General features: G+C 71.5%; 18 protein-coding genes, 1 tRNA gene and 1 riboswitch. Of the genes, 16 read left to right on the forward strand and 3 right to left on the reverse strand.

What is annotated here, in order from left to right; genetic code table 11:
- Window positions 1-387 precede the first annotated feature (387 nt).
- The 5 genes from ACZ4NB_RS07465 to ACZ4NB_RS07485 all read left to right on the forward strand — a co-directional run bounded on the left by ACZ4NB_RS07465 (window position 388) and on the right by ACZ4NB_RS07485 (window position 5,609).
- Window positions 388-1,212, forward strand: a complete 825-nt coding sequence (locus ACZ4NB_RS07465) for a helix-turn-helix domain-containing protein (protein WP_467659036.1) — start codon at window positions 388-390, stop codon at window positions 1,210-1,212.
- Window positions 1,199-1,423, forward strand: coding sequence for a DUF397 domain-containing protein (locus ACZ4NB_RS07470; RefSeq protein WP_467659038.1), 225 nt, complete (start codon window positions 1,199-1,201; stop codon window positions 1,421-1,423). Before ACZ4NB_RS07465 ends, ACZ4NB_RS07470 begins: the two co-directional genes overlap by 14 nt.
- Before the next feature lie 120 nt (window positions 1,424-1,543).
- A complete protein-coding gene (locus ACZ4NB_RS07475; RefSeq protein ID WP_467659040.1) occupies window positions 1,544-2,182 on the forward strand; it encodes a SurA N-terminal domain-containing protein in 639 nt (212 codons plus the stop codon).
- Window positions 2,183-2,290: 108 nt separating this feature from the next.
- Window positions 2,291-3,304 carry a nucleoside triphosphate pyrophosphohydrolase gene (locus ACZ4NB_RS07480; protein WP_467659042.1) on the forward strand — a complete coding sequence of 338 codons (1,014 nt, stop codon included), beginning with the start codon at window positions 2,291-2,293 and terminating at the stop codon, window positions 3,302-3,304.
- 34 nt (window positions 3,305-3,338) lie between these two features.
- On the forward strand, window positions 3,339-5,609 hold the full coding sequence (locus ACZ4NB_RS07485) for a tetratricopeptide repeat protein (RefSeq protein ID WP_467659043.1): 2,271 nt from the start codon (window positions 3,339-3,341) through the stop codon (window positions 5,607-5,609).
- On the opposite strand, the gene ACZ4NB_RS07490 is transcribed toward ACZ4NB_RS07485, so the two are convergent.
- Window positions 5,599-6,864 (reverse strand): MFS transporter, encoded by a 1,266-nt coding sequence (locus tag ACZ4NB_RS07490; RefSeq protein WP_467659045.1) that lies wholly within the window; start codon window positions 6,862-6,864, stop codon window positions 5,599-5,601. The genes ACZ4NB_RS07485 and ACZ4NB_RS07490 overlap by 11 nt on opposite strands.
- Window positions 6,865-7,004: 140 nt before the next feature.
- Here ACZ4NB_RS07490 and ACZ4NB_RS07495 point away from each other — a divergent pair, with 140 nt between their 5' ends.
- The 10 genes from ACZ4NB_RS07495 to ACZ4NB_RS07540 all read left to right on the forward strand — a co-directional run bounded on the left by ACZ4NB_RS07495 (window position 7,005) and on the right by ACZ4NB_RS07540 (window position 19,039).
- A complete protein-coding gene (locus ACZ4NB_RS07495) occupies window positions 7,005-7,880 on the forward strand; it encodes a LysR family transcriptional regulator (protein ID WP_467659046.1) in 876 nt (291 codons plus the stop codon).
- A gap of 214 nt (window positions 7,881-8,094) precedes the next feature.
- On the forward strand, window positions 8,095-9,369 hold the full coding sequence (locus ACZ4NB_RS07500) for a cytochrome P450 family protein (protein ID WP_467659190.1): 1,275 nt from the start codon (window positions 8,095-8,097) through the stop codon (window positions 9,367-9,369).
- Between the two features lie 279 nt (window positions 9,370-9,648).
- The gene (locus tag ACZ4NB_RS07505) at window positions 9,649-10,689 is read left to right on the forward strand and encodes a LysM peptidoglycan-binding domain-containing protein (protein WP_467659048.1); all 1,041 of its coding nucleotides are present in this window, start codon (window positions 9,649-9,651) and stop codon (window positions 10,687-10,689) included.
- A 250-nt stretch (window positions 10,690-10,939) separates the two neighbouring features.
- Window positions 10,940-11,109, forward strand: a riboswitch (cyclic di-AMP (ydaO/yuaA leader).
- 7 nt (window positions 11,110-11,116) lie between these two features.
- Window positions 11,117-11,770: a transglycosylase family protein gene (locus ACZ4NB_RS07510; protein WP_467659050.1), complete on the forward strand. Its 654-nt coding sequence runs from the start codon at window positions 11,117-11,119 to the stop codon at window positions 11,768-11,770.
- 307 nt (window positions 11,771-12,077) lie between these two features.
- Window positions 12,078-13,364: a phosphopyruvate hydratase gene (gene eno, locus ACZ4NB_RS07515; protein WP_467659051.1), complete on the forward strand. Its 1,287-nt coding sequence runs from the start codon at window positions 12,078-12,080 to the stop codon at window positions 13,362-13,364.
- A gap of 225 nt (window positions 13,365-13,589) precedes the next feature.
- Window positions 13,590-14,042, forward strand: a complete 453-nt coding sequence (locus ACZ4NB_RS07520; protein ID WP_399149769.1) for an FtsB family cell division protein — start codon at window positions 13,590-13,592, stop codon at window positions 14,040-14,042.
- A 108-nt stretch (window positions 14,043-14,150) separates the two neighbouring features.
- Window positions 14,151-14,693: a DUF501 domain-containing protein gene (locus ACZ4NB_RS07525; protein WP_467659053.1), complete on the forward strand. Its 543-nt coding sequence runs from the start codon at window positions 14,151-14,153 to the stop codon at window positions 14,691-14,693.
- Window positions 14,690-15,655, forward strand: a complete 966-nt coding sequence (locus ACZ4NB_RS07530; RefSeq protein ID WP_467659055.1) for a Ppx/GppA phosphatase family protein — start codon at window positions 14,690-14,692, stop codon at window positions 15,653-15,655. The genes ACZ4NB_RS07525 and ACZ4NB_RS07530 overlap by 4 nt, the downstream gene beginning before the upstream one ends.
- Before the next feature lie 465 nt (window positions 15,656-16,120).
- A complete protein-coding gene (locus tag ACZ4NB_RS07535) occupies window positions 16,121-17,509 on the forward strand; it encodes an NAD(P)/FAD-dependent oxidoreductase (RefSeq protein WP_393487821.1) in 1,389 nt (462 codons plus the stop codon).
- A gap of 207 nt (window positions 17,510-17,716) precedes the next feature.
- Complete coding sequence (locus ACZ4NB_RS07540; RefSeq protein ID WP_467659056.1) at window positions 17,717-19,039, forward strand: class I SAM-dependent methyltransferase; 1,323 nt, start codon at window positions 17,717-17,719, stop codon at window positions 19,037-19,039.
- Between the two features lie 110 nt (window positions 19,040-19,149).
- Here the strand turns inward: ACZ4NB_RS07540 and ACZ4NB_RS07545 are convergent, their stop codons facing one another.
- Both ACZ4NB_RS07545 and ACZ4NB_RS07550 read right to left on the reverse strand, forming a co-directional pair.
- Window positions 19,150-21,684, reverse strand: coding sequence for an ABC transporter permease (locus tag ACZ4NB_RS07545; protein WP_467659058.1), 2,535 nt, complete (start codon window positions 21,682-21,684; stop codon window positions 19,150-19,152).
- A 51-nt stretch (window positions 21,685-21,735) separates the two neighbouring features.
- Complete coding sequence (locus ACZ4NB_RS07550; RefSeq protein WP_467659060.1) at window positions 21,736-22,518, reverse strand: ABC transporter ATP-binding protein; 783 nt, start codon at window positions 22,516-22,518, stop codon at window positions 21,736-21,738.
- Between the two features lie 481 nt (window positions 22,519-22,999).
- Here ACZ4NB_RS07550 and ACZ4NB_RS07555 point away from each other — a divergent pair.
- Window positions 23,000-23,081 (forward strand) — tRNA-Leu (locus tag ACZ4NB_RS07555).
- Window positions 23,082-23,157 lie beyond the last annotated feature (76 nt).

Consider the following 23,157-nt stretch of genomic DNA (forward strand, 5'->3'; position numbering starts at 1 on the left):
TCCTCGGGAGACAGAACGTACGGGCGGACTAGGGGCGCGCCTTCGTCGCGGGCCGATAGCAGCGCCGGGCGACTTGAGGAGCTGAAGGGCGCGAATGTCGGCGCTCCTCCGCTCTGTGCTGATGCGGGCGGGGCGCCTGCGCGGTGTCGGCCCGACGAGGGCAGTAGCCATCGCAACAGCAGTGCGATGAGCCGTTGGATAGGCTCGGTCATGTCGTCAACCTCCAGGGGGTTGGTGGCCACGCCCTCGGGCCGGTGCACGCCGGTCGCGAGGGTCCTGCGTTTCATCACGCTGTGTGGCGCTTCCCTCACAGAGTCGAGGTCGTTCTGGCTACGCTGCTAGTAGGGCGAGCCTGACAACGCACCTATCAACTCGGGGAGCCAGCCCATGGAGATCGACCGCAGGCCACGTACCCCCAGGGAGAAGTACGGGGAGGAGCTGAGGCTCCGCCGTGTAGCCGCTGGAATGACGCAGGAAGCACTGAGTGAGCTCGTGGTGTGCTCGCCCACGTTGATCTCTCATTTCGAGGCCGGGCGCCGGCTGCCCAAACCGGATGACGCGGCGCGGATCGACCGGGCGTTGGGGACGGACGGCTTCTTCGTGCGGTGGCTGGAGGATCTGGAGTCGAAGTACGCCGACCATTTCGCTGCGGCTGCCGAGTTGGAGCAACAGGCCACGCTGATCCAGCAGTTCGCGCTCTCGCTGATCCCCGGTGTGCTTCAGACCGACGACTACGCGCGTGCCCTCTTCCGTGCATACCGGCCGAATCACACTGCCGAATCACTTGACGAGGCCGTTGTCATCCGAACAAAGCGTCGTCGGATTCTCGATGGGCCGACGCAGCCGGTCGTCTGGACACTGCTGGATGAGGCCGTACTACGGCGCAGCGTCGGCGGCCCCTTGGTCATGGCGGAACAGCTGGGCAAGATCGCAGACACGGCGGAGGCCGGGCGGCTGCGCCTGCACGTCATTCCGTACGGCGTTGGGGCGCATTCGCTCATGGAGAGTCTGCTCACGCTGATGAGCTTCGAGGACTCCGCCCCAGCGGCCTATGTCGAGGGCTTCCTGAGCGGGAATCTCATGGATGATCCGGCCCTGGTGAGCACCTGCCAGACCGCCTACGCTCTGGCCCTGAGCGACGCGTTGTCGCAACAGGAGTCACTGGCCCTCGTCAGGGCGGCAGCAGAGGAACACGCGCATGGTCAGCAGTGAGCACACGGTCTCCGACTCGTCGACCCTCATCGGGTGGTACAAGTCCAGTTACAGCGGTGGCGGTCAAGGTGAATGCCTTGAAGTCGCCCGTGGCCACGCCGACGTGCCCGTACGCGACAGCAAGCGTCCGACCGGCCCGGCACTGCTCTTCCCGGCCGAGAGCTGGTCGTCGTTCGTCTCCGCCGTCAAGCGCGGGAAGCTGCCTCTCTGAGGCTGGAGAAACCGACCCCCGTCCAGATCGTTGGCCGAAGCAGTGGCCTGGGCCACGACGACTCCTTAGCATCGATCACTCAAGGTCGAGACTCCGTCGCACGATCTGCCGGGAGGCCATGTGTTCCGCCGTAGGACAGCGCTCTCCGTATCCGCCACCGCCGCCCTGCTGGTGGCGGCCCCGCTGCTCGCCGCCTGCGGGAGCGAGGCGCACCCCGGTGCCGCGGCCATCGTGGACGGGAAGCGGATCACCGTCGCGCAGCTGCAGGCGAAGGTGAAGGACGTACGGGCCGCGCAGGCCAAGTCCCCGCAGGGCGCCCAGCTGATCATGAACACCGGGCGGCTGAGCCTGGCCACCCTCAACGGCATGATCTTCGACGAGGTGCTGGCGCGCAGCGCCAAGGACGCCGGGGTGACGGTCACCCGCGGCGACATCCAGCAGTGGCGGTCCAAGGCCGAGAAGCAGGCCGGCGGCGCGGAGCGGCTGAAGGCGATGTGGCTCCAGCAGGGCATCGCGCCACAGGAGGCCGACGGCACGGTGCGCAACCAACTGCTGCTGGACGGCGTCGCCAAGCACCTGGGCGCGGACCGGGGCACGCCGGAGGGGCAGCGGAAGCTGGCCCAGGCGCTGGCCGCGACGTCCCGCTCGCTGGGCATCGACGTCAATCCGCGGTTCGGGAAGTGGGACGACCAGCAGGTCATCCTGGGGGAGACCAAGGAACCGTGGATCACGACGGAGCCGGTGCGGCAGCAGGTCTGAGCGCCGCCGCCCCGCGGGACCCGCGTCCCGCCGCGCTCCCCGCAGGCGCCGGGCGGGGAGCGCCGACCGGCGCCGGGCGGTGTCGGTGGGGTGCGTTACGTTCGATGCGTGAACGCTGACGCCTCTGCCGCCGACTCCGGCGCCGACGCCCGCCCCCAGGGCACCGGCACCGGACGCCTGGTCCTGCTCACCACCAGCCACCGGGTCGCCCCCGGGCTCCTGTCCTGGCCCGCATGGCAGGTGCTGCGTACGGCCGAGCGGGTGCTGTGCGCCGATGCCGGCCATCCGCAGCTGCCCTATCTGCGCGAGACCGGCATCGACGTCGAGATCGCCGCCCCCAGCGCCCGTGAACTGGTGGACTACTGCGTGCCCGAGGGCCGTACGGCCGTGGTCCTGACCTCCGCGGAGGGGGAGAGCGCGCTGACCGACGGCCTGGCCCGGCTGGCCGGCTCGGGTCGGGAGACCATGCCCGACCTGGAGCTGCTGCCCGGCTCCTACGACCTGCCCGGGGCCCGCCTGCTCGACCTCGTCCAGGTCATGGACCAGATCCGCGCCCAGTGCCCGTGGAGCAGCATCCGCACCCACCAGGACCTCGCCAAGTACGGCCTGGAGGAGGCGTACGAGATGGTCGAGGCCATCGAGGCGGGCGACCGGGTGGAGCTGCGCGAGGAGCTGGGGGACGTACTCCTCCAGGTCGTCTTCCACGCCCGGATCGCCCAGGACGACCCCGACGAGCCGTTCTCCATCGACGACGTGGCGGGCACGATCGTGGAGAAGCTCATCCACCGCCACCCCCATGTCTTCGGGGAGGAGACGGCGCAGACCCCGGAGGACGTCAAGGCGCACTGGCTGCGGACGAAGGCCGAGGAGAAGCAGCGCGAGTCGGTGACCGAGGGCGTTCCGCTGGGCCAGCCCGGACTCGCGCTCGCGGCGAAGCTGGCGTCGCGGGTGCGCACGGCGGGCCTCGACGTCGCCCTGCCGACCGGTGCGGGGATCGGCTACGAGCTGCTGGCGATGGCGGTACGGGCCGAGGCCGAGGGGGTGGACCCCGAGGCGGCGCTGCGGGCGGCGGCGCGGGCCTATCGGGATGCCGTAGTGGCCGCCGAGGGCGGTGCGGATTAGTACCGTTGGGGGACGGGCGGGCTGAGGGGGCGCGGTGGAGCGGGAGTTGCGGGAGCTGGCGGCCGATGCGGCGATGGCGCTGGCAGAGGCCGCGGGCACGGATGCCTGGGCGGATGTGCGGTTACGGGTCAGGGAGCTGTTCTCCAGGTACGACCTCAACTTTCCCGAGGGGCGTGGGAAGGGCGGAGTGTCCGCCCGGTCTGTGGAGCTGAGCCTGCGCAACCTGCTGACGATCGACCCCGAGGCACCCGGGGAACTGCGCGCCATCCTGGCGGAGTTGGGGGAGTTGCCGGTGGGGTACGACGCACTCCCGAGCGGCCCTCATACCGGCCCCGGTGTGCACAACACCCTCTCCGGCGGCACCCAGGGCAGCGTCATCCAGGCGGGCTCGGTCGGCGCGATCACCGTGCAGGCTCCCGTGTACCACCAGGGCACGCTCATCGACCCCGAGAGCTGGCCCGCAGCCGGGGACGCGGATCCCCTGGCGCTGGGGGTGCGGCCGACCCACCGGGAATCCGGCCTGCCCCCGCTTCCGCCGTACGTCGGCCGCGACCGTGACCGCGAACTGAACGCGGCCGTGGCACAGGCCCGTACGCGGGGCGGACTGGTGCTGGTGCTCGGGGAGCCGTTCGCCGGCAAGTCGCGTACGGCACTGGCGGCGCTGGCCGACCAGCTCGACGGCTTCCGGGTGTACGCGCCGGCCCGGGGCGCGGATCTGCGGGGGCTGCCCGCGCTCCTGCAGGGGCGCCCGGGGCGGTACGCGGTATGGCTGGACGACCTGGACGGGCACCTCGGCGAGGGCGGGCTGGAGCCGCGGCTGCTGGCGCAGTTGAGCGCCCTGCGGGTGGTCGTACTCGCCACCATGCGGGACGAGGCGTACGACGAGCACCGCCATGAGCCGCACGGCCGGGTGCTCGACCTCGCGCGGACGGTGGAGCTGGCACGGGAGTGGAGTCCGGCCGAGCGGGCCCTGCTGGCACAGAGCGCCGGGCGCACGGGGGACTTCCGGTTGATCGCAGCGGTGGCTTCGGGCGGAGCGGAGGGCCTCGCGGCGTACCTCGGTCTGGGCCCGTTGCTCTGGGAGGAGTGGTGGCGCGCCCGCCGGGCCGACCGGCATCCGCGCGGCCACGCCCTGGTGCGGGCGGCCCTCGACCTGGCCCGCTGCGGACTCGACGGGCCGTTGCCCATGGACCTGCTGCTGAAGGTGCACGAGGGCTACGCGGACGTGACCGGGATGGACCGCGAGTCGGTGGCGGACGCCCTCGCCTGGGCGGCCGAGCCGCGGCACGGGCTGCGCCTGCTCGTCCACGTCACCGGCGACACCTGGCGGGCCGCGCCCTTCCTCGTCGAGGCCGCGGCCCGGCACGAGACCTTCCCGGCCGTGGACGGCCAGGTCTGGGGCTGCGCCCTGGAAGCGGCCCGCGAGGACGAGGCGCGGGACTTCGCGAAGGTCGCGGCGGGGGCGCGTGCGGCCTTCCGGCGCGCCGCAGACGAAGGCGACAGCCATGCCCTGCACAACCTGGGCCTGCTCGCGGAATCCCTCGGTGAGGGGGAGGAGGCCGAGGAATGGTTCCGGCGTGCGGCGGAGGCGGGCCAGGCGGGGTCCGCGGGCCGGCTGGGACGGATGCTCGCCGCACGGGGCGAGGGCAGGCGCGCCGAGCCGTATCTGGAGCAGGCCGCCGAGGCGGGGGACGCCGAGGCGGCGACGCTGCTGGGCAAGGTGCTGCGGAAGCGGGCGAACAAGTGGCTGTCGGCGGGACAGAAGGGCGGGAGCGCGGAGGCCGCGCATCTGCTGGGGGACCACCTGCTGGGTGCCGGGGACACCGACGATGCCTTCAGCTGCTATCTGGACGCGTCCAATGCCGGGTATGCCCCGGTCGCCCTGAGCTTTGCCCAGCTCCACATGCTGTGGAAGGAGCCGATGATGGCCGATGTCTGGCTGCGCCGCGCGGCCGACGCGGGCGACGCAGAGGCTGCTGAAGCGCTCAGGCCCGGGGCGAACAACCGCATCGACACCCTGGACGAGGCCGTGGAGTTCTTCGCGGGAGGCCGGGGCCTGGACGTCGTCAACCTCGGCGTACTCCTCGAAACGCACGGCCGCGCCGACGAGGCCAGGGACTGGTACCTCAAGGGCCAGGAGCAGGGCGACGCCTACGGCGCCTTCCGTCTGGCCGAATTGGCCGAGCGGCAGGGCGATCGGGCGACGGCCCTGGGCTGGTACCGCAGGGCCGCAGAGATGGGGCACCCAGGCGCCGAACGGGCCCTGGCCGAGCGGCGAGGGCCCGCCGGGACGGTCAACGAGTGACCGCCGGCTCCGGCTCCGGCTCCGGGACGGACACGGCCGTCCGCCGTCCGCCCGACGGCACCGGCCGCAGCCGGTCGAAGGTCCACACCGCCACGACGCCCACCGCCAGCCCCGTCCCCAGGACGCACACCCCGCCCCAGCCGCCCGCGCCCCACACCGCCGACGTCAGTGCCGACCCCGCCGCCCCGCCGACGAAGTAGCTGGTCATATAGGCCGAGTTGAGGCGGTTGCGGGCCTCGGGGCGGACCCCGTAGACCAGGTTCTGGTTGCTGACGTGGACCGCCTGGGCGGCCAGGTCCAGTACGACCACCCCGGCGAGCAGCGCCGCCAGCGACCAGGCGCCGCCCCCGCCGGCGGCGGCCAGCAGGCCCCACGAGCCCAGCAGCAGGAACGCCGCGGTGCCGGTGACGCGGTGTGCCAGGCCGCGGTCCGCCAGCCGCCCCGCCATCGACGCGGACAGCGAACCGGCCGCCCCGACCAGCCCCAGCAGCCCGATCGCCGACTCCTGCCAGCCGTACGCCGGGCCGGACAGCAAGAACGCCACCGCGGTCCACAGCACGGAGAAGCCCGCGAAGGTCAGCGCGCCCAGTACGGCCCGCCGCCGGAGCACCGGCTCCTGGGCGAACAGCGCCAGCGTCGAGCGCAGCAGCGCCGGATAGCGCAGTCCGGCCGTGGTGCGCAGGGCCGGCAGCCGGAGCCGCAGCAGCAGAGCCATCAGCAGCATCAGGGCGGCGTTGACCCAGTAGACGGTGCGCCAGCCGCCCAGCTCGGTGAGCAGCCCGGCGGCCGTACGGGCCAGCAGGATGCCCAGCAGCAGTCCGGTCATGACGGTGCCGACGGTCCGGCCGCGCTCGGCGGGGGCCGCCAGGGTCGCCGCGTACGGCACGACGACCTGCGCGGCGACCGAGGCCAGGCCGGTGAGGGCGGTACCGGTCAGCAGCAGGGCGGCGTTCGGCGCGCTCGCCGTGACGGTCAGGAACACGGCGGTGGCCGCGCAGAGCGTCACCGCGAGACGGCGGCGCTCCAGCAGGTCGCCGAGGGGGACGAGCAGCAGCAGGCCGAGGCCGTAGCCGACCTGGGCGACGGTGACCACCAGTGCGGCGGTGGCGGCGGAGAGGTGCAGGTCGTGGCCGATGGTGCCCAGGAGGGGCTGGGCGAAGTAGTTGCCGGCGACGGACAGGCCGGTGGCGACCGACATCAGCAGCAGGGTGCCGCGGCCCAGTCGGCGCGGTTCCGGTCCCTGTTCGGGTTCCATGGACGACCTCCCCGTGATGCGCCGCGGCCACTGTGGCGGCGGGCGTCTCCCAGCCTGGGGCCCCGCCGTCGATGAGTCCAACACATCGTTGTCATCTCATCCATCGTGAATCGAGATCGATGCGCCTAGGATCGGTGGGCATGGAGCTGCAGCAGATGAGGTACGTGGTCGCGGTGGCCGAGACCGGGGGGTTCACCCGGGCCGCCGAGCGCTGCCATGTGGTGCAGTCCGCGCTCAGCCATCAGATCGCCCGGCTGGAGAAGGAGCTGGGTGCCCGGCTCTTCGACCGCACCAGCCGCAGCGTCCGGCTCACGGCCGCCGGCGAGGCGTTCGTCCCGGTCGCCCGGCAGGCGCTCCAGGCGGCCGAGCGGGCCCGCGCCGAGGTGGCGGCGGCGACCGGCGAGGTACGCGGCCGGCTGGCGGTGGGCGCCATCTCGACCGTCGCGGCCGTCGATCTCGCCCGCGAGCTGGGCGCCTTCCGCAGCCGCTATCCGCGGGTGCGGGTCAGTCTGCAGATGGAGATGAGCGATCCGCTGATCGAGAAGGTGCGGGAGGGGACGCTGGACGTCGCCTTCGTCGGGCTGGTGCCCGGTGCGCGTACCGACGGCGTACGGGAGCGGGAGCTGGCGCGCGGTGAGCTGGTGGCGGTGGTGCCGCCGGGACATCCGCTGGCCGGGCGGGAGTGGACGACGCTGACGCGGCTGGCACGGGAGACCTTCGTGGACTTCACGGCGGGTTCGGCGGCGCGGCGGCAGCGCGATGAGGCGTTCCGGGCCGCGGGGCTGGCCTCGGAGGTGGCGTTCGAGGTGACCACGGTGGAGTTCCTGGCGAAGCTGGTGCGGGCCGGGCTGGGGATCGGCATGGTGCCGGAGGCGATCGCCGCCGATCTGCCGGGGCTGCACATCGTGCGGGCGCGGCCGGCGCCGGAGCGCACCGAGCGGGTGGTGTGGAGCGGGCTCGGCCCGTCGCCGGCGGCCGTGGCGTTCCTCGCGGGGCTGGGGGTGCAGGCGGGGTAGGGGTGTCTCTCCGACCTCCCCGGGCCCGCGGCGTCCGGCACCGCACCTCGCGTGAGGCGGGGGGACGCGCCGTGGTGCGCCCACCGGTTACGGTCGGAAGGTGCACGACGAGCCGGACGCCACTCCTGACCCCACCGCCCCCGCCGAAGCACCGGCCGACTCCCGCGCGAGCGCGCCGGACGGCGCCGGGGCCGAGCCGCCCACGGGCTGCCCAGTGACGTCGTCCGCCGCGGCCGCCGGCCCGGCCCCCGAGCTGTTCACCTGGGAGTTCGCCGCGGACCCGTACCCCGCGTACGCCTGGCTGCGCCGGCATGCGCCGGTCTACCGGACCGCGCTGCCCAGCGGCGTCGAGGCATGGCTGGTGACCCGCTACACCGAGGCGCGGCAGGCGCTCGCCGACGCCCGGCTGTCGAAGAACCCGGTGCACCACAGCGAGTCCGCGCACGGCAAGGGCAAGGTCGGCATCCCGGGCGAGCGCAGCGCCAACCTGATGACACATCTGCTCAACATCGACCCGCCCGACCACACCCGGCTGCGCCGGCTGGTGTCGAAGGCGTTCACCCCGCGCCGGGTCGCGGCCTTCGCCCCCCGCGTCCAGGAGCTGGCCGACCACCTCATCGACGGCTTCGCCGACCGCGGCGAGGCCGATCTGATCCATGAGTTCGCCTTTCCGCTGCCCATCTACGCGATCTGCGATCTGCTCGGGGTGCCGCGCGAGGACCAGGACGACTTCCGGGACTGGGCGGGCATGATGATCCGCCACGGCGGGGGGCCGCGCGGCGGGGTCGCCCGTTCCGTGAAGAAGATGCGCGGCTACCTCGCCGAGCTGATCCACCGCAAGCGGGCGTCCCTGGGGGAGACGGCGGAGCCGGACGAGGACCTGATATCCGGTCTGATCCGCGCCTCCGACCACGGCGAGCACCTCACCGAGAACGAGGCCGCCGCGATGGCGTTCATCCTGCTCTTCGCCGGCTTCGAGACCACCGTCAACCTCATCGGCAACGGCACCTACGCGCTGCTGCGCCACCCCGCCCAGCGCGAACTGCTGCAGAAGTCGATGGCGGCGGGCGACACCGAGCTGCTGACCACCGGCATCGAGGAGCTGCTCCGCTACGACGGGCCCGTGGAGCTGGCGACCTGGCGGTTCGCGACGCAGGATCTGACGCTCGGCGGGCAGCGGATCGCCGAGGGCGATCCCGTACTGGTGGTGCTGGCCGCCGCGGACCGTGATCCGTCACGCTTTGTCGAACCCGATGTTCTCGATCTGACCCGACGTGACAATCAGCATCTGGGATACGGGCACGGCATCCACTACTGCCTGGGCGCACCGCTCGCCCGGCTCGAAGGGCAGACCGCGCTCGCCACGCTGCTGACCCGGCTCCCGGACATCCGGTTTGCCACGGATCCTGATGATCTGCGCTGGCGCGGCGGGCTCATCATGCGCGGACTGCGGTCCCTTCCGGTGGAGTTCACGCCCGAGCGGTCCTGACCGGGGGCGCCATCGAAGGTGACGCAGCGTCAGCAGCGTGACCTCCGCGTGATCTGCGCTACACCGGCTTGTGACTACCCGTGACCCCGGCTACCTTTCGACCGACGGTCGAAAGGATTCACGATTCGTTCACGCGGGCACCCGCATAAGCGGACGCTCGATGGGGTGGGGAATCGAACGGTCGTCGAACAACTCAACCGCCGCGCGAAAGGCATCCGCATGCGTTCCGGGAACGGCCGACACCGTCGCCCCCGTCAAGCACCGGCCATCTTTGTCACGGTGGGAGTGACCGGCGCGGGCCTCGCACTGCCCCTGGTCTCCGCCAGTGGGGCACACGCCGCCGACACCGCGACCTGGGACCGGGTCGCCCAGTGCGAGAGCGGCGGGGTGTGGAGCGCCGCCTCGGGCAACGGCTTCTACGGCGGGCTGCAGCTGACCCAGGAGATGTGGGACGACTACGGCGGCGGGGCCTACGCCTCGCGCCCCGATCTCGCCAGCCGCGCCCAGCAGATAGCCGTGGCCGAATCGATCCTCGACGACCGCGGCCCGGACGCCTGGCCGAGCTGCGCGGTCAACGCCGGGCTCACCAAGGACGGCCGTGCGCCGAAGGTCGACCCGGGCAGCACGAGCACGCCGCGGCCCACCCCGTCCGACGAGGACGTCGACCCGGCCCCCTGGGACCGGTCCCCCTCGACCGGCTCGTCCGACGAGCCCAGTGGCCCGGACGACTCCAAGGCCCATGAGGGCGACCGCGAGGGCGAGGGGTCCGGTGACGGGAGCGGCGACGGGTCCCGCGACGGATCCCAGGGCGGCTCCCGCGACGGGTCGTCCGACGGCTCGCGCGGCGACGCGGGCGACGAGCCGTCCCAGGAGACGCCGGCGCCGTCCGAGTCCGACGGCCGCGACACCCCAGAGACCCCGGAGCCGTCCGACTCCGCCACCCCCGACGACCAGGGCGACGACGCCTCCCGTCCCGCCGACCCCTCCGGCGACGCCGACCGCACGGACCCGGGCGGTACGCCCGGCCAGGCGTCCGGCAAGGGCAAGCACCGCGGCGACGCGGACCCGGACGAGGGCGACGACGGCGACCGGACGCCCGGCGGCCGGCACGCCTCGCGCGGCGACGGCGGGCGCGGCACGGGCCCGGCGGACGGCGACTACACCGTGCGCCCGGGTGACAGCCTGTCAGCCATCGCCGCGGCCCACCGGCTGCCGGGCGGCTGGCCCGCGCTCTACGAGCGCAACGAGGGCGTCATCGGGGCCGACGAGAACCTGATCCAGCCGGGTCAGCGGCTCGATCTCGGGCATGCGGAGGGCTAGTTCGCCGCCTTCGTCCCCTTTGGGAAAGTGAGACAAGGCTCTCGTTGGGCGGCGGGCGCGCGGATTCGCCCGCCGCTGCCATAACGGCCCTCACCTGCAGATATGTGACCAACCCGTGATCAAAAACGGTCAACTTGGTTCAGAAGGTGGGGTTTGAACACCAAGGGGATTACTGCTTACGGTCAGGACCGCTCGCCAAAGCGGGCCCCTTCGATCACACGCCGAATCCTGCCGGTGGTCGGAGGCAGTTGACGCGCAAGCGCCGAAGGCAGGAGCGGGGGAACCAAGGTAGGCGCCGGTCAGGCCCGTGAAAGCGGGTCAGCCGGCTTGGGGTGAAGCCAGGTGCGCCACGCGCGCCGGGCCGGGCGACTCACAGCCCGAACCCGACAGCTCACCTCGTAGGCGTCGGTGAGGAAACGAACGAACCATGCTGATCAACAAGGGCAAGCACCGTCGTCCCTCCAAGGCCGTCCGCGTCGCCACCCTCGCCGGTGTCGCCGGTGCCGCCGTCGCCGTCCCGCTGATGGGCGCCACGTCCGCCTCCGCCGCCTCGGTCGCCACCTGGGACAAGGTCGCCCAGTGCGAGTCCGGTGGCAACTGGTCGATCAACACCGGTAACGGCTACTACGGTGGCCTGCAGTTCTCCAACTCCAGCTGGGCCGCCGCCGGTGGCACCCAGTACGCGGCGCGCGCCGACCTGGCCACCAAGGCCCAGCAGATCGCCGCCGCCGAGAAGCTCCTCGCCATCCAGGGCCCGGGCGCCTGGTCCTGCGCCGGTGCCGGCGGCCTGACCTCCGGTGGTCCGTCCCCCGACCTCGACACCTCCACCAAGTCCGCCCCGAAGCAGGACGAGGCCAAGCCCGAGGTGAAGAAGGCCCCGGCCGCCCCCAAGGCCGAGAAGGCCCAGCCGGCCCCGAAGAAGTCCGAGCGCGGCGGCGACTACACCGTCAAGGCGGGCGACACCCTGGCCAAGATAGCCAAGGCCCACGGCACCAACTGGAAGTCGCTCTACGAGGCCAACAAGTCGGTCATCGGCGGCAACCCGAACCTGATCTTCCCGGGTCAGCAGCTCAGCATCTGAGCCGTCCGCTCACCGGGACTCCCGTCCGCCGAAGCCGCGGGCCCCGTTCCTCCGTGAGACCGCCCCGTCCGGCGCGCCACTCCCCCCAGCGCGCCGCGGCGGGGCTTCTCCATGAGGTGCGGCGCGCACCGCCGTGACCAGCCGCGTCCCGCACTTTTCTCCGCTCAGCGAACAATGTGGCGAAACATCCCGTGAACTGCGCCTTTGGGCATCTTTTCGTCCCACGGAGCGGGCCAAGGGCAAGCGGACGCGGCCGGGGCCGTTAGGCTCGTGCTGCAGAACTCCAGACACCCATGAAGGAGACAACGTGCCGTCCATCGACGTCGTCGTAGCCCGCGAAATTCTCGACTCGCGAGGTAATCCCACGGTCGAGGTCGAGGTCGGCCTCGACGACGGCAGCACGGGCCGTGCCGCCGTGCCGTCCGGCGCCTCGACCGGCGCCTTCGAGGCCATCGAGCTCCGCGACGGCGACCCGAACCGCTACCTCGGCAAGGGCGTCGAGAAGGCCGTCCTGGCCGTCATCGAGCAGATCGGCCCGGAGCTCGTCGGCTACGACGCGACCGAGCAGCGGCTGATCGACCAGGCGATGTTCGACCTGGACGCCACCGACAACAAGGGCTCGCTCGGCGCCAACGCCATCCTCGGCGTCTCCCTCGCCGTCGCGCACGCCGCCTCCGAGGCCAGCGACCTCCCGCTGTTCCGCTACCTCGGCGGCCCGAACGCGCACGTGCTGCCCGTGCCGATGATGAACATCCTCAACGGCGGCTCGCACGCCGACTCCAACGTGGACATCCAGGAGTTCATGATCGCGCCGATCGGCGCGGAGTCCTTCTCCGAGGCGCTGCGCTGGGGCGCCGAGGTCTACCACACCCTCAAGAAGGTCCTGAAGGCCAAGGGCCTGGCCACCGGCCTCGGCGACGAGGGCGGCTTCGCCCCGAACCTGGGCTCCAACCGCGAGGCCCTGGACCTCATCCTTGAGGCCATCAAGGAAGCCGGTTACACCCCCGGCCAGGACATCGCGCTGGCGCTGGACGTCGCCGCCTCCGAGTTCTACAAGGACGGCAAGTACCAGTTCGAGGGCAAGGACCGCTCGGCCGCCGAGATGACCGAGTACTACGAGGAGCTGGTGGCGGCCTACCCGCTGGTCTCCATCGAGGACCCGCTGTTCGAGGACGACTGGGCCGGCTGGAAGGTCATCACCGACAAGCTCGGCGCCAAGGTCCAGCTGGTCGGCGACGACCTGTTCGTCACCAACCCCGAGCGCCTCGCCCGCGGCATCGAGGAGGGCTCCGCCAACGCGCTGCTGGTGAAGGTCAACCAGATCGGCTCGCTGACCGAGACCCTGGACGCCGTGGAGCTGGCCCAGCGCAACGGCTTCAAGTGCATGATGTCGCACCGCTCCGGTGAGACCGAGGACGTCACCATCGCCGACCTGGCCGTCGCCACCAACTGCGGCCAGATCAAGACCGGTGCCCCGGCCCGCTCCGAGCGCGTCGCCAAGTACAACCAGCTGCTGCGCATCGAGGAGATCCTCGACGACGCCGCGGTCTACGCCGGCCGCTCCGCCTTCCCGCGGTTTCGCTCTGCGAACTGAATCAGTGCCGCGCTCTGCGAACTGAATCAGTGCAGCGCTCTGCGAACTGAATCAGTGCCGCGCTCAGCGAACTGAATCGGTGCCGCGCTCAGCGAACTGAGTCACGGCTGATCGGCTGACGTTACGGCCGAGCACCTGCGTACGTCCTCGGCGACGGTCCCGTACCGTTGCCGGGGACGTACCTGCTTGATGCAGTCCGGCGTCAGTCAGTGAAGGGGAGACGACGTGCCCGCGGACCGGTTCTCGACCGCGACCCGACTCAAGGCGCTCGGCGAGCAGGCCGCCGCCCGCGTCTACCGAGCCCGCCCGCCCCGCCGCAACCGCCTCACCGGCCGCGCCGCCCTGCTGGCGCTGGTCATGTGCTCCCTGGTGGTCGCCCTCGCGTACCCGATAAGGCAGTACATCTCCCAGCGCTCCGACATCGCCGAACAGCGCCGCAAGGCCCAGGACGCCGGTGCCGAGCTGGACCGGCTGCGCGAGCAGCGGGCCCGGTGGCAGGACCCGGAGTACGTACGCCAGCAGGCCCGCCGGCAGCTGCACTACGTCATGCCGGGGGAGACCGGCTACCTCGTCCAGGACGGCTCCGGTTCCGCCGCCGCCCCGAGGGGACCGCAGGCGGCGCGGCGCCCCTGGTACGAGAATCTGTGGAGCGCCGTCGACGCGGCCGACAAGCGGTAGGGCTGCGCCGGTACGCCTCGGGCCGTACCGCCGGCGCGGGGCAGCCCGTACTGTCGACACCAGGCGGTCCGCACCGCCGCCCCACCACCCACCTCACCGAAAGCGCACATGGAAACCCCTCCGCCCCAGACCGAGCCCACCGAGCCCACCGCCGCGGACATCGCGGCCTTCAAGGAGCAGCTCGGCCGCCCGCCCCGCGGGCTGCGCGCCATCGCGCACCGCTGCCCCTGCGGCCAGCCGGACGTCGTCGAGACGGCGCCGCGCCTGGAGGACGGCACGCCCTTCCCCACGCTCTACTACCTCACCTGCCCGCGCGCGGCCTCCGCGATCGGCACGCTGGAGGCCAACGGCGTGATGAAGGAGATGTCCGAGCGGCTGGCGACCGACCCGGAGCTGGCCGCCGCCTACCGCGCGGCCCACGAGGACTACATCCGGCGGCGGGACGCCATCGAGGTGCTCCAGGGCTTCCCGAGCGCGGGCGGCATGCCCGACCGGGTCAAGTGCCTGCACGTCCTCGTCGGCCACTCGCTGGCGGCCGGTCCCGGCGTCAACCCGCTCGGGGACGAGGCGCTCGCGATGCTGCCGGAGTGGTGGAAGAAGGGGCCGTGCGTGAGCCCCTGCGCCGAGGACGACAAGGGAGGGTCCCGGTGAAGCGGGTCGCCGCCATCGACTGCGGTACCAACTCCATCCGGCTGCTGGTCGCGGACGCGGATCCGGAGACCGGCGAGCTGAAGGACCTCGACCGCCGGATGCAGATCGTCCGGCTGGGCCAGGGCGTGGACCGCACCGGCCGGCTGGCGCCGGAGGCGCTGGAGCGGACCTTCGCGGCCTGCCGGGAGTACGCCGCGGTGATCGCCGGCCTGGGCGCGCAGCAGGTCCGCTTCGTGGCCACCTCCGCCTCCCGGGACGCGGAGAACCGCGAGGACTTCGTCCGCGGTGTCGTGGACATCCTGGGCGTGGAGCCCGAGGTGATCACCGGTGACCAGGAGGCGGAGTTCTCCTTCAACGGCGCCACCAAGGAGCTGGCGGGCCGCCCGGACCTGGCCAAGCCCTTCCTGGTGGTGGACATCGGCGGCGGCTCGACCGAGTTCGTCCTCGGCGACTCCCAGGACGCCTCGCCGCGCAGTTCCTACCGCGCCGCGTGCTCCGTCGACGTCGGCTGCGTACGGATGACCGAGCGGCATCTGCTGCACGGCGGCGAGATCACCGACCCGCCGGCCCCGGGGCAGATGACCGCCATGAAGGCGGACATCGCCGCGGCGCTGGACCGTGCGGAGCGGACCGTTCCGCTGAGCGAGGCCGCCACGCTGGTGGGCCTGGCCGGTTCGGTCACCACCGTCGCCGGTATCGCGCTGGGCCTGGACCACTACGACTCCGAGGCCATCCACCACGCGCGGATCTCGCTGGCGAAGGTCCGCGAGATCACCGAGCAGCTGCTGTCGGCCACCCACGCCGAGCGGGCGGCCCTGCCCGTCATGCATCCGGGTCGGGTCGATGTGATCGGTGCGGGCGCGCTCGTACTGCTGTCGATCATGGAGCGGATGGGCGCCGAGGAGGTCGTGGTCAGCGAGCACGACATCCTCGACGGCATCGCCTGGAGCATCGCCGGCTGAGTCGCCGGCCGGGGGCGCCGCACAGGTGCGGCAGGGGTCGGCAACGGCCTCTGCCGACCGGCGTTCTGAGCGGGCGGCAGGCCCGTCCGAGGGCGTTCCGGGGGGCTTGGGAGGGTTCCGTGGAGGGGTCCGCGAAGAAAGTTCGTGAAATCCTTCACATGAAAAAGCCTCCTGTTGGGCGAACAATCTGCTCGTCCGACCCTCATTCGAAGGTCCTAAGACCCTTCGACCCGGAGGATGCGTGGGTACCGGAGCGTGAGCGGCGCACTCCTGGCGGGAGTGGTTCGGCCGGCCGGGGCCCGACAAGCCCTGATCAACGGGGGTCTCCAACGCCTCGGGCCCTACGGTGGTTCCGGTCCGGACTATGGCGTCGGTCACGAAGCCGGCGGAGTGTAGCAGATGCCCCCTCGTTGCTTGTGAAGGGGCTCACGAGCGACCCCCCATGTGGGGGTGGATACTCGATGCATGAGCACCACGGAGCGTCCCAGGATCCTCGTAGTAGGCGGTGGGTACGTAGGCCTGTACGCAGCTCGGCGCATCCTCAAGAAGATGCGCTACGGCGAGGCGACCGTCACGGTCGTCGACCCGCGGTCGTACATGACCTATCAGCCCTTCCTGCCCGAAGCCGCCGCCGGCAGCATCTCCCCGCGGCATGTCGTCGTCCCGCTGCGACGCGTGCTTCCCAAGGCGGAGGTCCTCACCGGCCGGGTCACCACCATCGACCAGGACCGCAAGGTCGCCACGATCGCCCCGCTGGTGGGCGAGGCGTACGAGCTGCCCTTCGACTACCTGGTCATCGCGATGGGCGCGGTCTCCCGCACCTTCCCGATCCCCGGCCTGGCCGAGAACGGCATCGGCATGAAGGGCGTGGAAGAGGCCATCGGCCTGCGCAACCACGTTCTGGAGCAGCTGGACAAGGCCGACTCCACGACCGACGAAGAGGTCCGCCGCAAGGCCCTGACCTTCGTCTTCGTCGGCGGTGGGTTCGCCGGCGCGGAGACCGTCGGCGAGGTCGAGGACATGGCCCGCGACGCCGCGAAGTACTACACCAACGTCAAGCGCGAGGACATGCGCTTCCTGCTGGTCGACGTCGCCGACAAGATCCTCCCCGAGGTCGGCCCGAAGCTCGGTGCCTACGGCAAGGACCACCTGGAGAGCCGCGGCGTCGAGATCTACCTCAAGACCGGCATGGACTCCTGCGTCGACGGCCATGTGAAGCTCAACAACGGCCTTGAAGTCGACTCCAACACCATCGTGTGGACCGCGGGCGTCAAGCCCAACCCGGCGCTGTCCCGTTTCGGTCTGCCGCTCGGCCCGCGCGGTCACGTCGACACCGGTGCCACCCTCCAGGTGCAGGGCACCGACTACATCTGGGCCGCGGGCGACAACGCCCAGGTCCCGGACCTGGTCGGCCGCAAGAACGGCAACGAGAACGCCTGGTGCCCGCCGAACGCGCAGCACGCGCTGCGGCAGGCCAAGGTCCTCGGCGACAACGTGGTCTCCGGCATGCGGGGCTTCCCGCAGAAGGAGTACAGCCACGCCAACAAGGGTGCGGTCGCCGGTCTGGGCCTGCACAAGGGCGTCGCGATGATCGTCATGGGCAAGATGAAGATCAAGCTCAAGGGCCGTCTCGCCTGGTACATGCACCGCGCGTACCACGGCATGGCGATGCCGACGTTCAACCGCAAGATCCGGGTCTTCGCCGACTGGACGCTGGCGATGTTCCTCAAGCGCGAGGTCGTCTCGCTCGGCGCCATGGAGAACCCCCGCGAGGAGTTCTACGAGGCGGCCAAGCCGGCCCCCGCGCCGGCCGCTGCCGGCGCCGGCGACAAGCCGAAGGCCAAGGCAAGCTGATTCACCGGTCGGGTACGGGAGTACTCCGACCAGCCCGAAGGGCGTCCGCCATCCGTGGGGCGGGCGCCCTTCGGCGTGTCCGCTCTGGCGAAAGCCGGGCGGTTTGCGGTTCTCTTGCGTGTGAACGGGACTATCTGGGCGCCCCATTGGCGTTTACGTGGTGGGTGAAACTTCTTTGCCCGACTCGTCAACACGGAGGTGTGCGACATGGCCGACGCCGCTGGACGGCTCACCAAGCTCGCCGAGGAGGTGCTGGGAAACCCGCTCCCGGTGCGCGTCCGCGCCTGGGACGGCAGCGAGTCCGGGCCGCCGGGGGCACCCGTACTCGTCATCCACAACCGCCGCGCACTGCGCCGGCTGCTGTTCAAGCCCGGTGAGCTGGGCCTGGCCCGTGCCTGGGTCGCCGGCGACATCGATGTCGACGGGGACCTCTACGAGGCGCTCGATCTGCTCGCCGGGATGATCTGGGAGCGCGGCGGCGACGCCCCCAAGCCGCAGCGCGCCGCCGTGCTGCGCGCGCTGTCCCGGCCGGAGATCCGCTCCGCCGCCCGGGAGCTGCTCGCCCTGGCCGGCGCCCCGGTACCGCCCACACCGCCCGCCGAGGAGGTCCGGCGCCGCCGCGGTCCGCTGCACACCCTGCGCCGCGACAAGGAAGCCATCAGCCACCACTACGACGTCGGAAACGACTTCTACGCGCTGGTGCTCGGCCCGTCCATGGTCTACTCCTGCGCCTACTGGGAGGGCCCGGACGCCACCCTGGAGGACGCCCAGCGCGACAAGCTCGACCTGATCTGCCGCAAGCTCGGCCTCCAGGAGGGCCAGCGGCTGCTGGACGTGGGCTGCGGCTGGGGCTCGATGGTGCTGCACGCGGCCCGTGAGTACGGCGTACGGGCGGTCGGCATCACCCTCTCCGAGGAGCAGGCCACCTTCGCCCGCAAGCGGATCGCCGACGCCGGGCTCGCCGACCGGATCGAGATCCGGGTGCAGGACTACCGCGAGATCAAGGACGAGCCGTTCGACGCGATCTCCTCCATCGGGATGGCCGAGCATGTCGGGCGCGCCCAGTACGCCGAGTACGCGAGCGCGCTGTACTCCCTGCTCAGGCCCGGCGGGCGGCTGCTGAACCACCAGATCGCCCGGCGTCCGCTGGCGGACGAGGAGACCTACCAGGTCGATGAGTTCATCGACCGCTATGTCTTCCCGGACGGGGAGCTGGCGCCGGTCGGCCGGACGGTCGGCCAGCTGGAGGAGGCCGGTTTCGAGGTACGGGACGTGGAGGCGATCCGGGAGCACTACGCGCGGACGCTGCGCAGCTGGGTCGCCAACCTGGAGACGCGCTGGGACGAGGCGGTGCGCCTGACGTCCGAGGGGCGGGCCCGGGTCTGGCGGCTGTACATGGCCGCGTCGGCCCTGTCCTTCGAGCGCAACCGGATAGGAGTCAACCAGGTCCTGGCCGTCCGGACCCCGGAGGGCGGGGCCTCCGGGGTGCCGTTGCGGACGCGGGTGTGGGGAGCCGCCGGGCTCGGCTGACTCCCCCTGGGCCTGTGAACGTCATCGCCGCTGCTCCCCCACGCACTTGAGGCACTGGGGGAGCAGCGGCGGGACGGGCCCCGGCGCCGGACGACGCCGGGGGCGGCCGGTTACTCCGCCTTGATCGCCGCGAGCATGTTGAGCTTCGCCGCCCGGCGGGCCGGCCACAGCGCGGCCAGTACGCCGACGAGTGCGGCCAGGGCGAGGAAGACGCCGATCCGGGCCCAGGGCAGGACCAGCTCGTACGTCGGCAGCGAGCCGCCGATCAGCTCGCCGGCCGCCCAGCCGAAGAACACTCCCAGGCCGATGCCGAGCACCCCGCCGAACAGCGAGATCACCAGCGACTCCAGGCGGACCATCCGCTTGATGCCGCGCCGGTCCAGGCCGATGGCGCGCAGCATGCCGATCTCCTGCGAGCGTTCGAAGACCGACATCGCCAGGGTGTTGATGACCCCGAGCACCGCGACGATCACGGCCATGGCCAGCAGCCCGTAGAGCATGTTCAGCATCAGGTTGAACATCTTGGCTATGCCGTCGGAGACGTCCTGCTTGTCCTGGACGGAGATCGCCGGGTTCTTGCCGAGCGCCTTGACCAGCGAGTCCTTGGCGGCGTCGGTGGCGCCGTCCTTGGTCTTGACCATCACCTTCATATCGGTGATCTGCTTCTGGTGCGGGGCCAGCGTGGCGTTGTCCAGGATGATGCCGTTGAGCATCTCGTTGCCCTGGTAGACACCGGAGACCGTCAGCGTGCCCTTCTTGCCGTCGGCGAAGGTCACCGGGAAACGGGAGCCGGGCTGCCAGCCCTTCTCCTTGGCGGTGGCGTCGTCCACCACGGCCCGGTCGCCGCGCAGGTCGCCCAGCGAGCCCTTGACGAAGTCGAGCCGGGTGAGCTTGCCGAAGTCCGGGCCGTCGACGCCGGTCAGGTACTCGGTGTCGGTGCCGACCCGGGCCGGGGAGTTGCGCAGCGGGCTGGACGCGGTGACCCCGTCGACGCCGGCGATCTTCTTCGCCACGTCGGGGGAGAGCGGCGTCTGGCTGGCCATGGAGACGACGTAGTCGGCCTTGAGCGCTTCGGTGGCCATCTTGTCGATGCCCTTCTGCACGCTGCCCGCGATCACCGTCATGCCGGTGATCAGTGTCAGCCCGATCATCAGCGCGGAGGCCGTGGCGGCCGTACGGCGCGGGTTGCGGACCGCGTTCTGCCGGGCGAGCGCGCCGGAGATCCCGAAGGCGCGCAGCACGGGCGCGGCCAGCGCGATCAGCGGGCGGGACAGCAGCGGCGTCAGGATGAACACACCGATCAGCAGCAGCGCCGCGCCGCCGGCCATCACGGCCTTGCCGTCGTCCATGCCGGTGGCCACCAGGACACCGGCCGCACCGGCGCCCGCGAACAGCGCACCGATGGTGTTGCGGACCACCAGCGACTTGGTGGTGGCGGTGGCATGCACGCTGTTCATCGCGGCGACCGGCGGGATCTTCGCGGCGCGCCGGCCCGGCAGCCAGGCGGCCAGGACGGTGACGACGATGCCGACCAGCAGCGAGATCAGGACCGTGGAGGGCGAGACGACCAGCGGGCCGTCGGGGACCGTGGCGCCGGTGGCGCTCATCAGGGCGCGCATCCCGGCGCCGATGCCGATGCCGGCGACCAGGCCGGTGACCGCGGCGACCGTGCCGACGACGAACGCCTCGATGAGCACCGAGCGGGTCACCTGCCGGCGGCTCGCGCCGACCGCGCGCAGCAGCGCCAGCTCCTTGGTGCGCTGGGCGACCAGCATGGTGAAGGTGTTGGCGATGATGAAGACGCCGACGAAGAGCGCGATACCGGCGAAGGCGAGCAGGCCGGTCTTCATGCCGTCCATGCTCTCGGCGATCAACTTCGCCTGCTCGTCGGCGAGCTGCTTGCCGGTGGTGGACTCGGCGCCGTCCTTGGGCAGCACCTTGTCGACCGCGGACTTCAGGGCCGTCTGGGAGGTGCCCGGCGCGGCCTTGACGTCGATCTCGCTGAAGGCGCCGGGCGTGGCGAACAGCTGCTGGGCGGTGCGGGTGTCGAACAGCGCGAGGCTGCCGCCGGCCGCGACGGTGCCGTCGTCGGTGGTGAAGACGCCGGTCAGCTTCTGCGCGCGGACCGGTCCGTCGACGGAGATCCGGACGGTGTCGCCGACCTTGTAGCCGGCCTTGTCGGCGGTGTGCGCGTCCAGGGCGAACTCGTGCGCGCCCTTGGGGGCGGCGCCGCTGCGCATCGGGTAGCGGGCGTCCTTGCCGTCGGCGCCGGGGAAGTAGTTGCCGCCGCGGGTCGAGAAGCCGTCGCCGATCAACTCGCCCTTCTTGTCGGCGATGGCGGTGAAGCCGGAGACGGTGCCGGTGGCGGAGGCGGCGCCGGGAACCCGGCCGGCCGCCTGGAGCAGCTTCTGGTCGAGGTGGGGGACCGCGCCGGGCGCGCCGCTGCCGTTGTCCGGGGACTTCGGCTGGATGGCGACGTCGACGTTGTCGTAGCCCTTCTGGGAGCTGGCCTGGAAGGCGTCGGAGATGGTCGAGGTGAAGACCAGGGTGCCGGAGACGAAGGCCACGCCGAGCATCACGGCGAGGACGGTCATCAGCAGCCGGGCCTTGTGCGCAAGCACATTGCGCAGGGCGGTACGGAACATGGGTGGGTCAGTCCTGGAGGAGAGGTCCGGGTTGCGGATGGCTGCCGGCGGTCAGCTCGTACGGCCCTTGGCGTCGAAGCCCTTCATGCGTTCGAGCACCATGTCCGCCGTCGGGTCGGGCATGTCGTCGACGATCCGGCCGTCGGCGAGGAAGATCACGCGGTCCGCGTAGGAGGCGGCGACCGGGTCGTGGGTCACCATCACCACGGTCTGGCCCAGTTCGCGTACGGAGTTGCGCAGGAAGCCCAGCACCTCGGCGCCGGAGCGCGAGTCGAGGTTTCCGGTGGGCTCGTCGGCGAAGATGATCTCGGGCCGGGAGGCGAGCGCGCGGGCGACCGCGACGCGCTGCTGCTGGCCGCCGGAGAGCTGGCTGGGGCGGTGCTTGAGGCGGCCGCTCAGCCCGACGGTCTCCACCACGCGGTCCAGCCAGGCGCGGTCCGGCTTACGGCCGGCGATGTCCATGGGCAGGGTGATGTTCTCCAGGGCGCTCAGGGTCGGCAGCAGGTTGAACGCCTGGAAGATGAAGCCGATCTTGTCGCGCCGCAGCTGGGTGAGCCTCTTGTCCTTCAGGCCGGTCAGCTCGATGTCGCCGATCCTGGCCGAGCCGCCGGAGATCGAGTCCAGCCCGGCCATGCAGTGCATCAGGGTCGACTTGCCGGACCCGGAGGGGCCCATGATCGCGGTGAACTGGGCCTGCCGGAAGTCGACGGAGACCGCGTCCAGGGCGACCACCTGGGTCTCGCCCTGTCCGTAGACCTTGGTGAGATCCGTGGCGCGGGCGGCCACCGCGGTGGCGCGGCTGGCGGTGGAGACGCCGGAGTGGGTGGTGGTCACGGGAAGGAGCTCCTGTCGGGACGAGGGGACCATCTGCTCCGCGGGCGGCCGGTTGGGCGCACACCGCGGACATCAAGCGGACGGTTTCCATCGTGGGTCAGGAGAAGGGGGGTGGACGTCAACCCCTGTGCCCGTCCTCGACCAGCCCTGGGGCGTATCCGCGGACCATGCGGTCATCCCTGGGGAGGAGACCGAACCCTGACGCCGGCCCGGCGCCGAGGGCGGTCCGAGGGGGGGACACCCGCAGGGGTGAGAGCGGCCCTGACGGGGCGTCGAGTTTACGTCAATTCGGGCACGAATTTGCGCCGCGGCGGCTCCCGGCTAAGACAGACCTCAGGCATGTGCCTAGGGCCAGTACCAGCGCTGATGCGCCCTCAGTTGCCAATAAAATAAGACAACCTCGGGATGAGTGGCCGATCCGCGTCGTGCACTGCGGGCTACGCTCGTGCTGCCCTCTTTGAGGTGGCATGGGGGATCCCAGGCCCGGATGGTGGAATGCAGACACGGCGAGCTTAAACCTCGCTGGCCTACGGGCCGTGCCGGTTCAAGTCCGGCTCCGGGCACTCCCGCGAGCGGCGGGCCAAAGACAGGCACTGGCTGAAAATTCAACGAGGAGGGCCGCCGGGGAATCCCGGCGGC

Source organism: Streptomyces sp. NPDC026575 (assembly GCF_055567415.1).

Excerpts from the sequence above, each read along its gene's own strand:
- ACZ4NB_RS07545 (WP_467659058.1), bottom strand. The coding sequence starts at position 21,684 with ATGTTCCGTACCGCCCTGCGCAATGTGCTTGCGCACAAGGCCCGGCTG.
- ACZ4NB_RS07490 (WP_467659045.1), bottom strand. The coding sequence starts at position 6,864 with ATGGAACCCGAACAGGGACCGGAACCGCGCCGACTGGGCCGCGGCACC.
- ACZ4NB_RS07465 (WP_467659036.1), top strand. The coding sequence starts at position 388 with ATGGAGATCGACCGCAGGCCACGTACCCCCAGGGAGAAGTACGGGGAG.
- ACZ4NB_RS07510 (WP_467659050.1), top strand. The coding sequence starts at position 11,117 with ATGCTGATCAACAAGGGCAAGCACCGTCGTCCCTCCAAGGCCGTCCGC.
- ACZ4NB_RS07495 (WP_467659046.1), top strand. The coding sequence starts at position 7,005 with ATGGAGCTGCAGCAGATGAGGTACGTGGTCGCGGTGGCCGAGACCGGG.
- ACZ4NB_RS07540 (WP_467659056.1), top strand. The coding sequence starts at position 17,717 with ATGGCCGACGCCGCTGGACGGCTCACCAAGCTCGCCGAGGAGGTGCTG.
- ACZ4NB_RS07470 (WP_467659038.1), top strand. The coding sequence starts at position 1,199 with ATGGTCAGCAGTGAGCACACGGTCTCCGACTCGTCGACCCTCATCGGG.
- ACZ4NB_RS07535 (WP_393487821.1), top strand. The coding sequence starts at position 16,121 with ATGAGCACCACGGAGCGTCCCAGGATCCTCGTAGTAGGCGGTGGGTAC.
- ACZ4NB_RS07525 (WP_467659053.1), top strand. The coding sequence starts at position 14,151 with ATGGAAACCCCTCCGCCCCAGACCGAGCCCACCGAGCCCACCGCCGCG.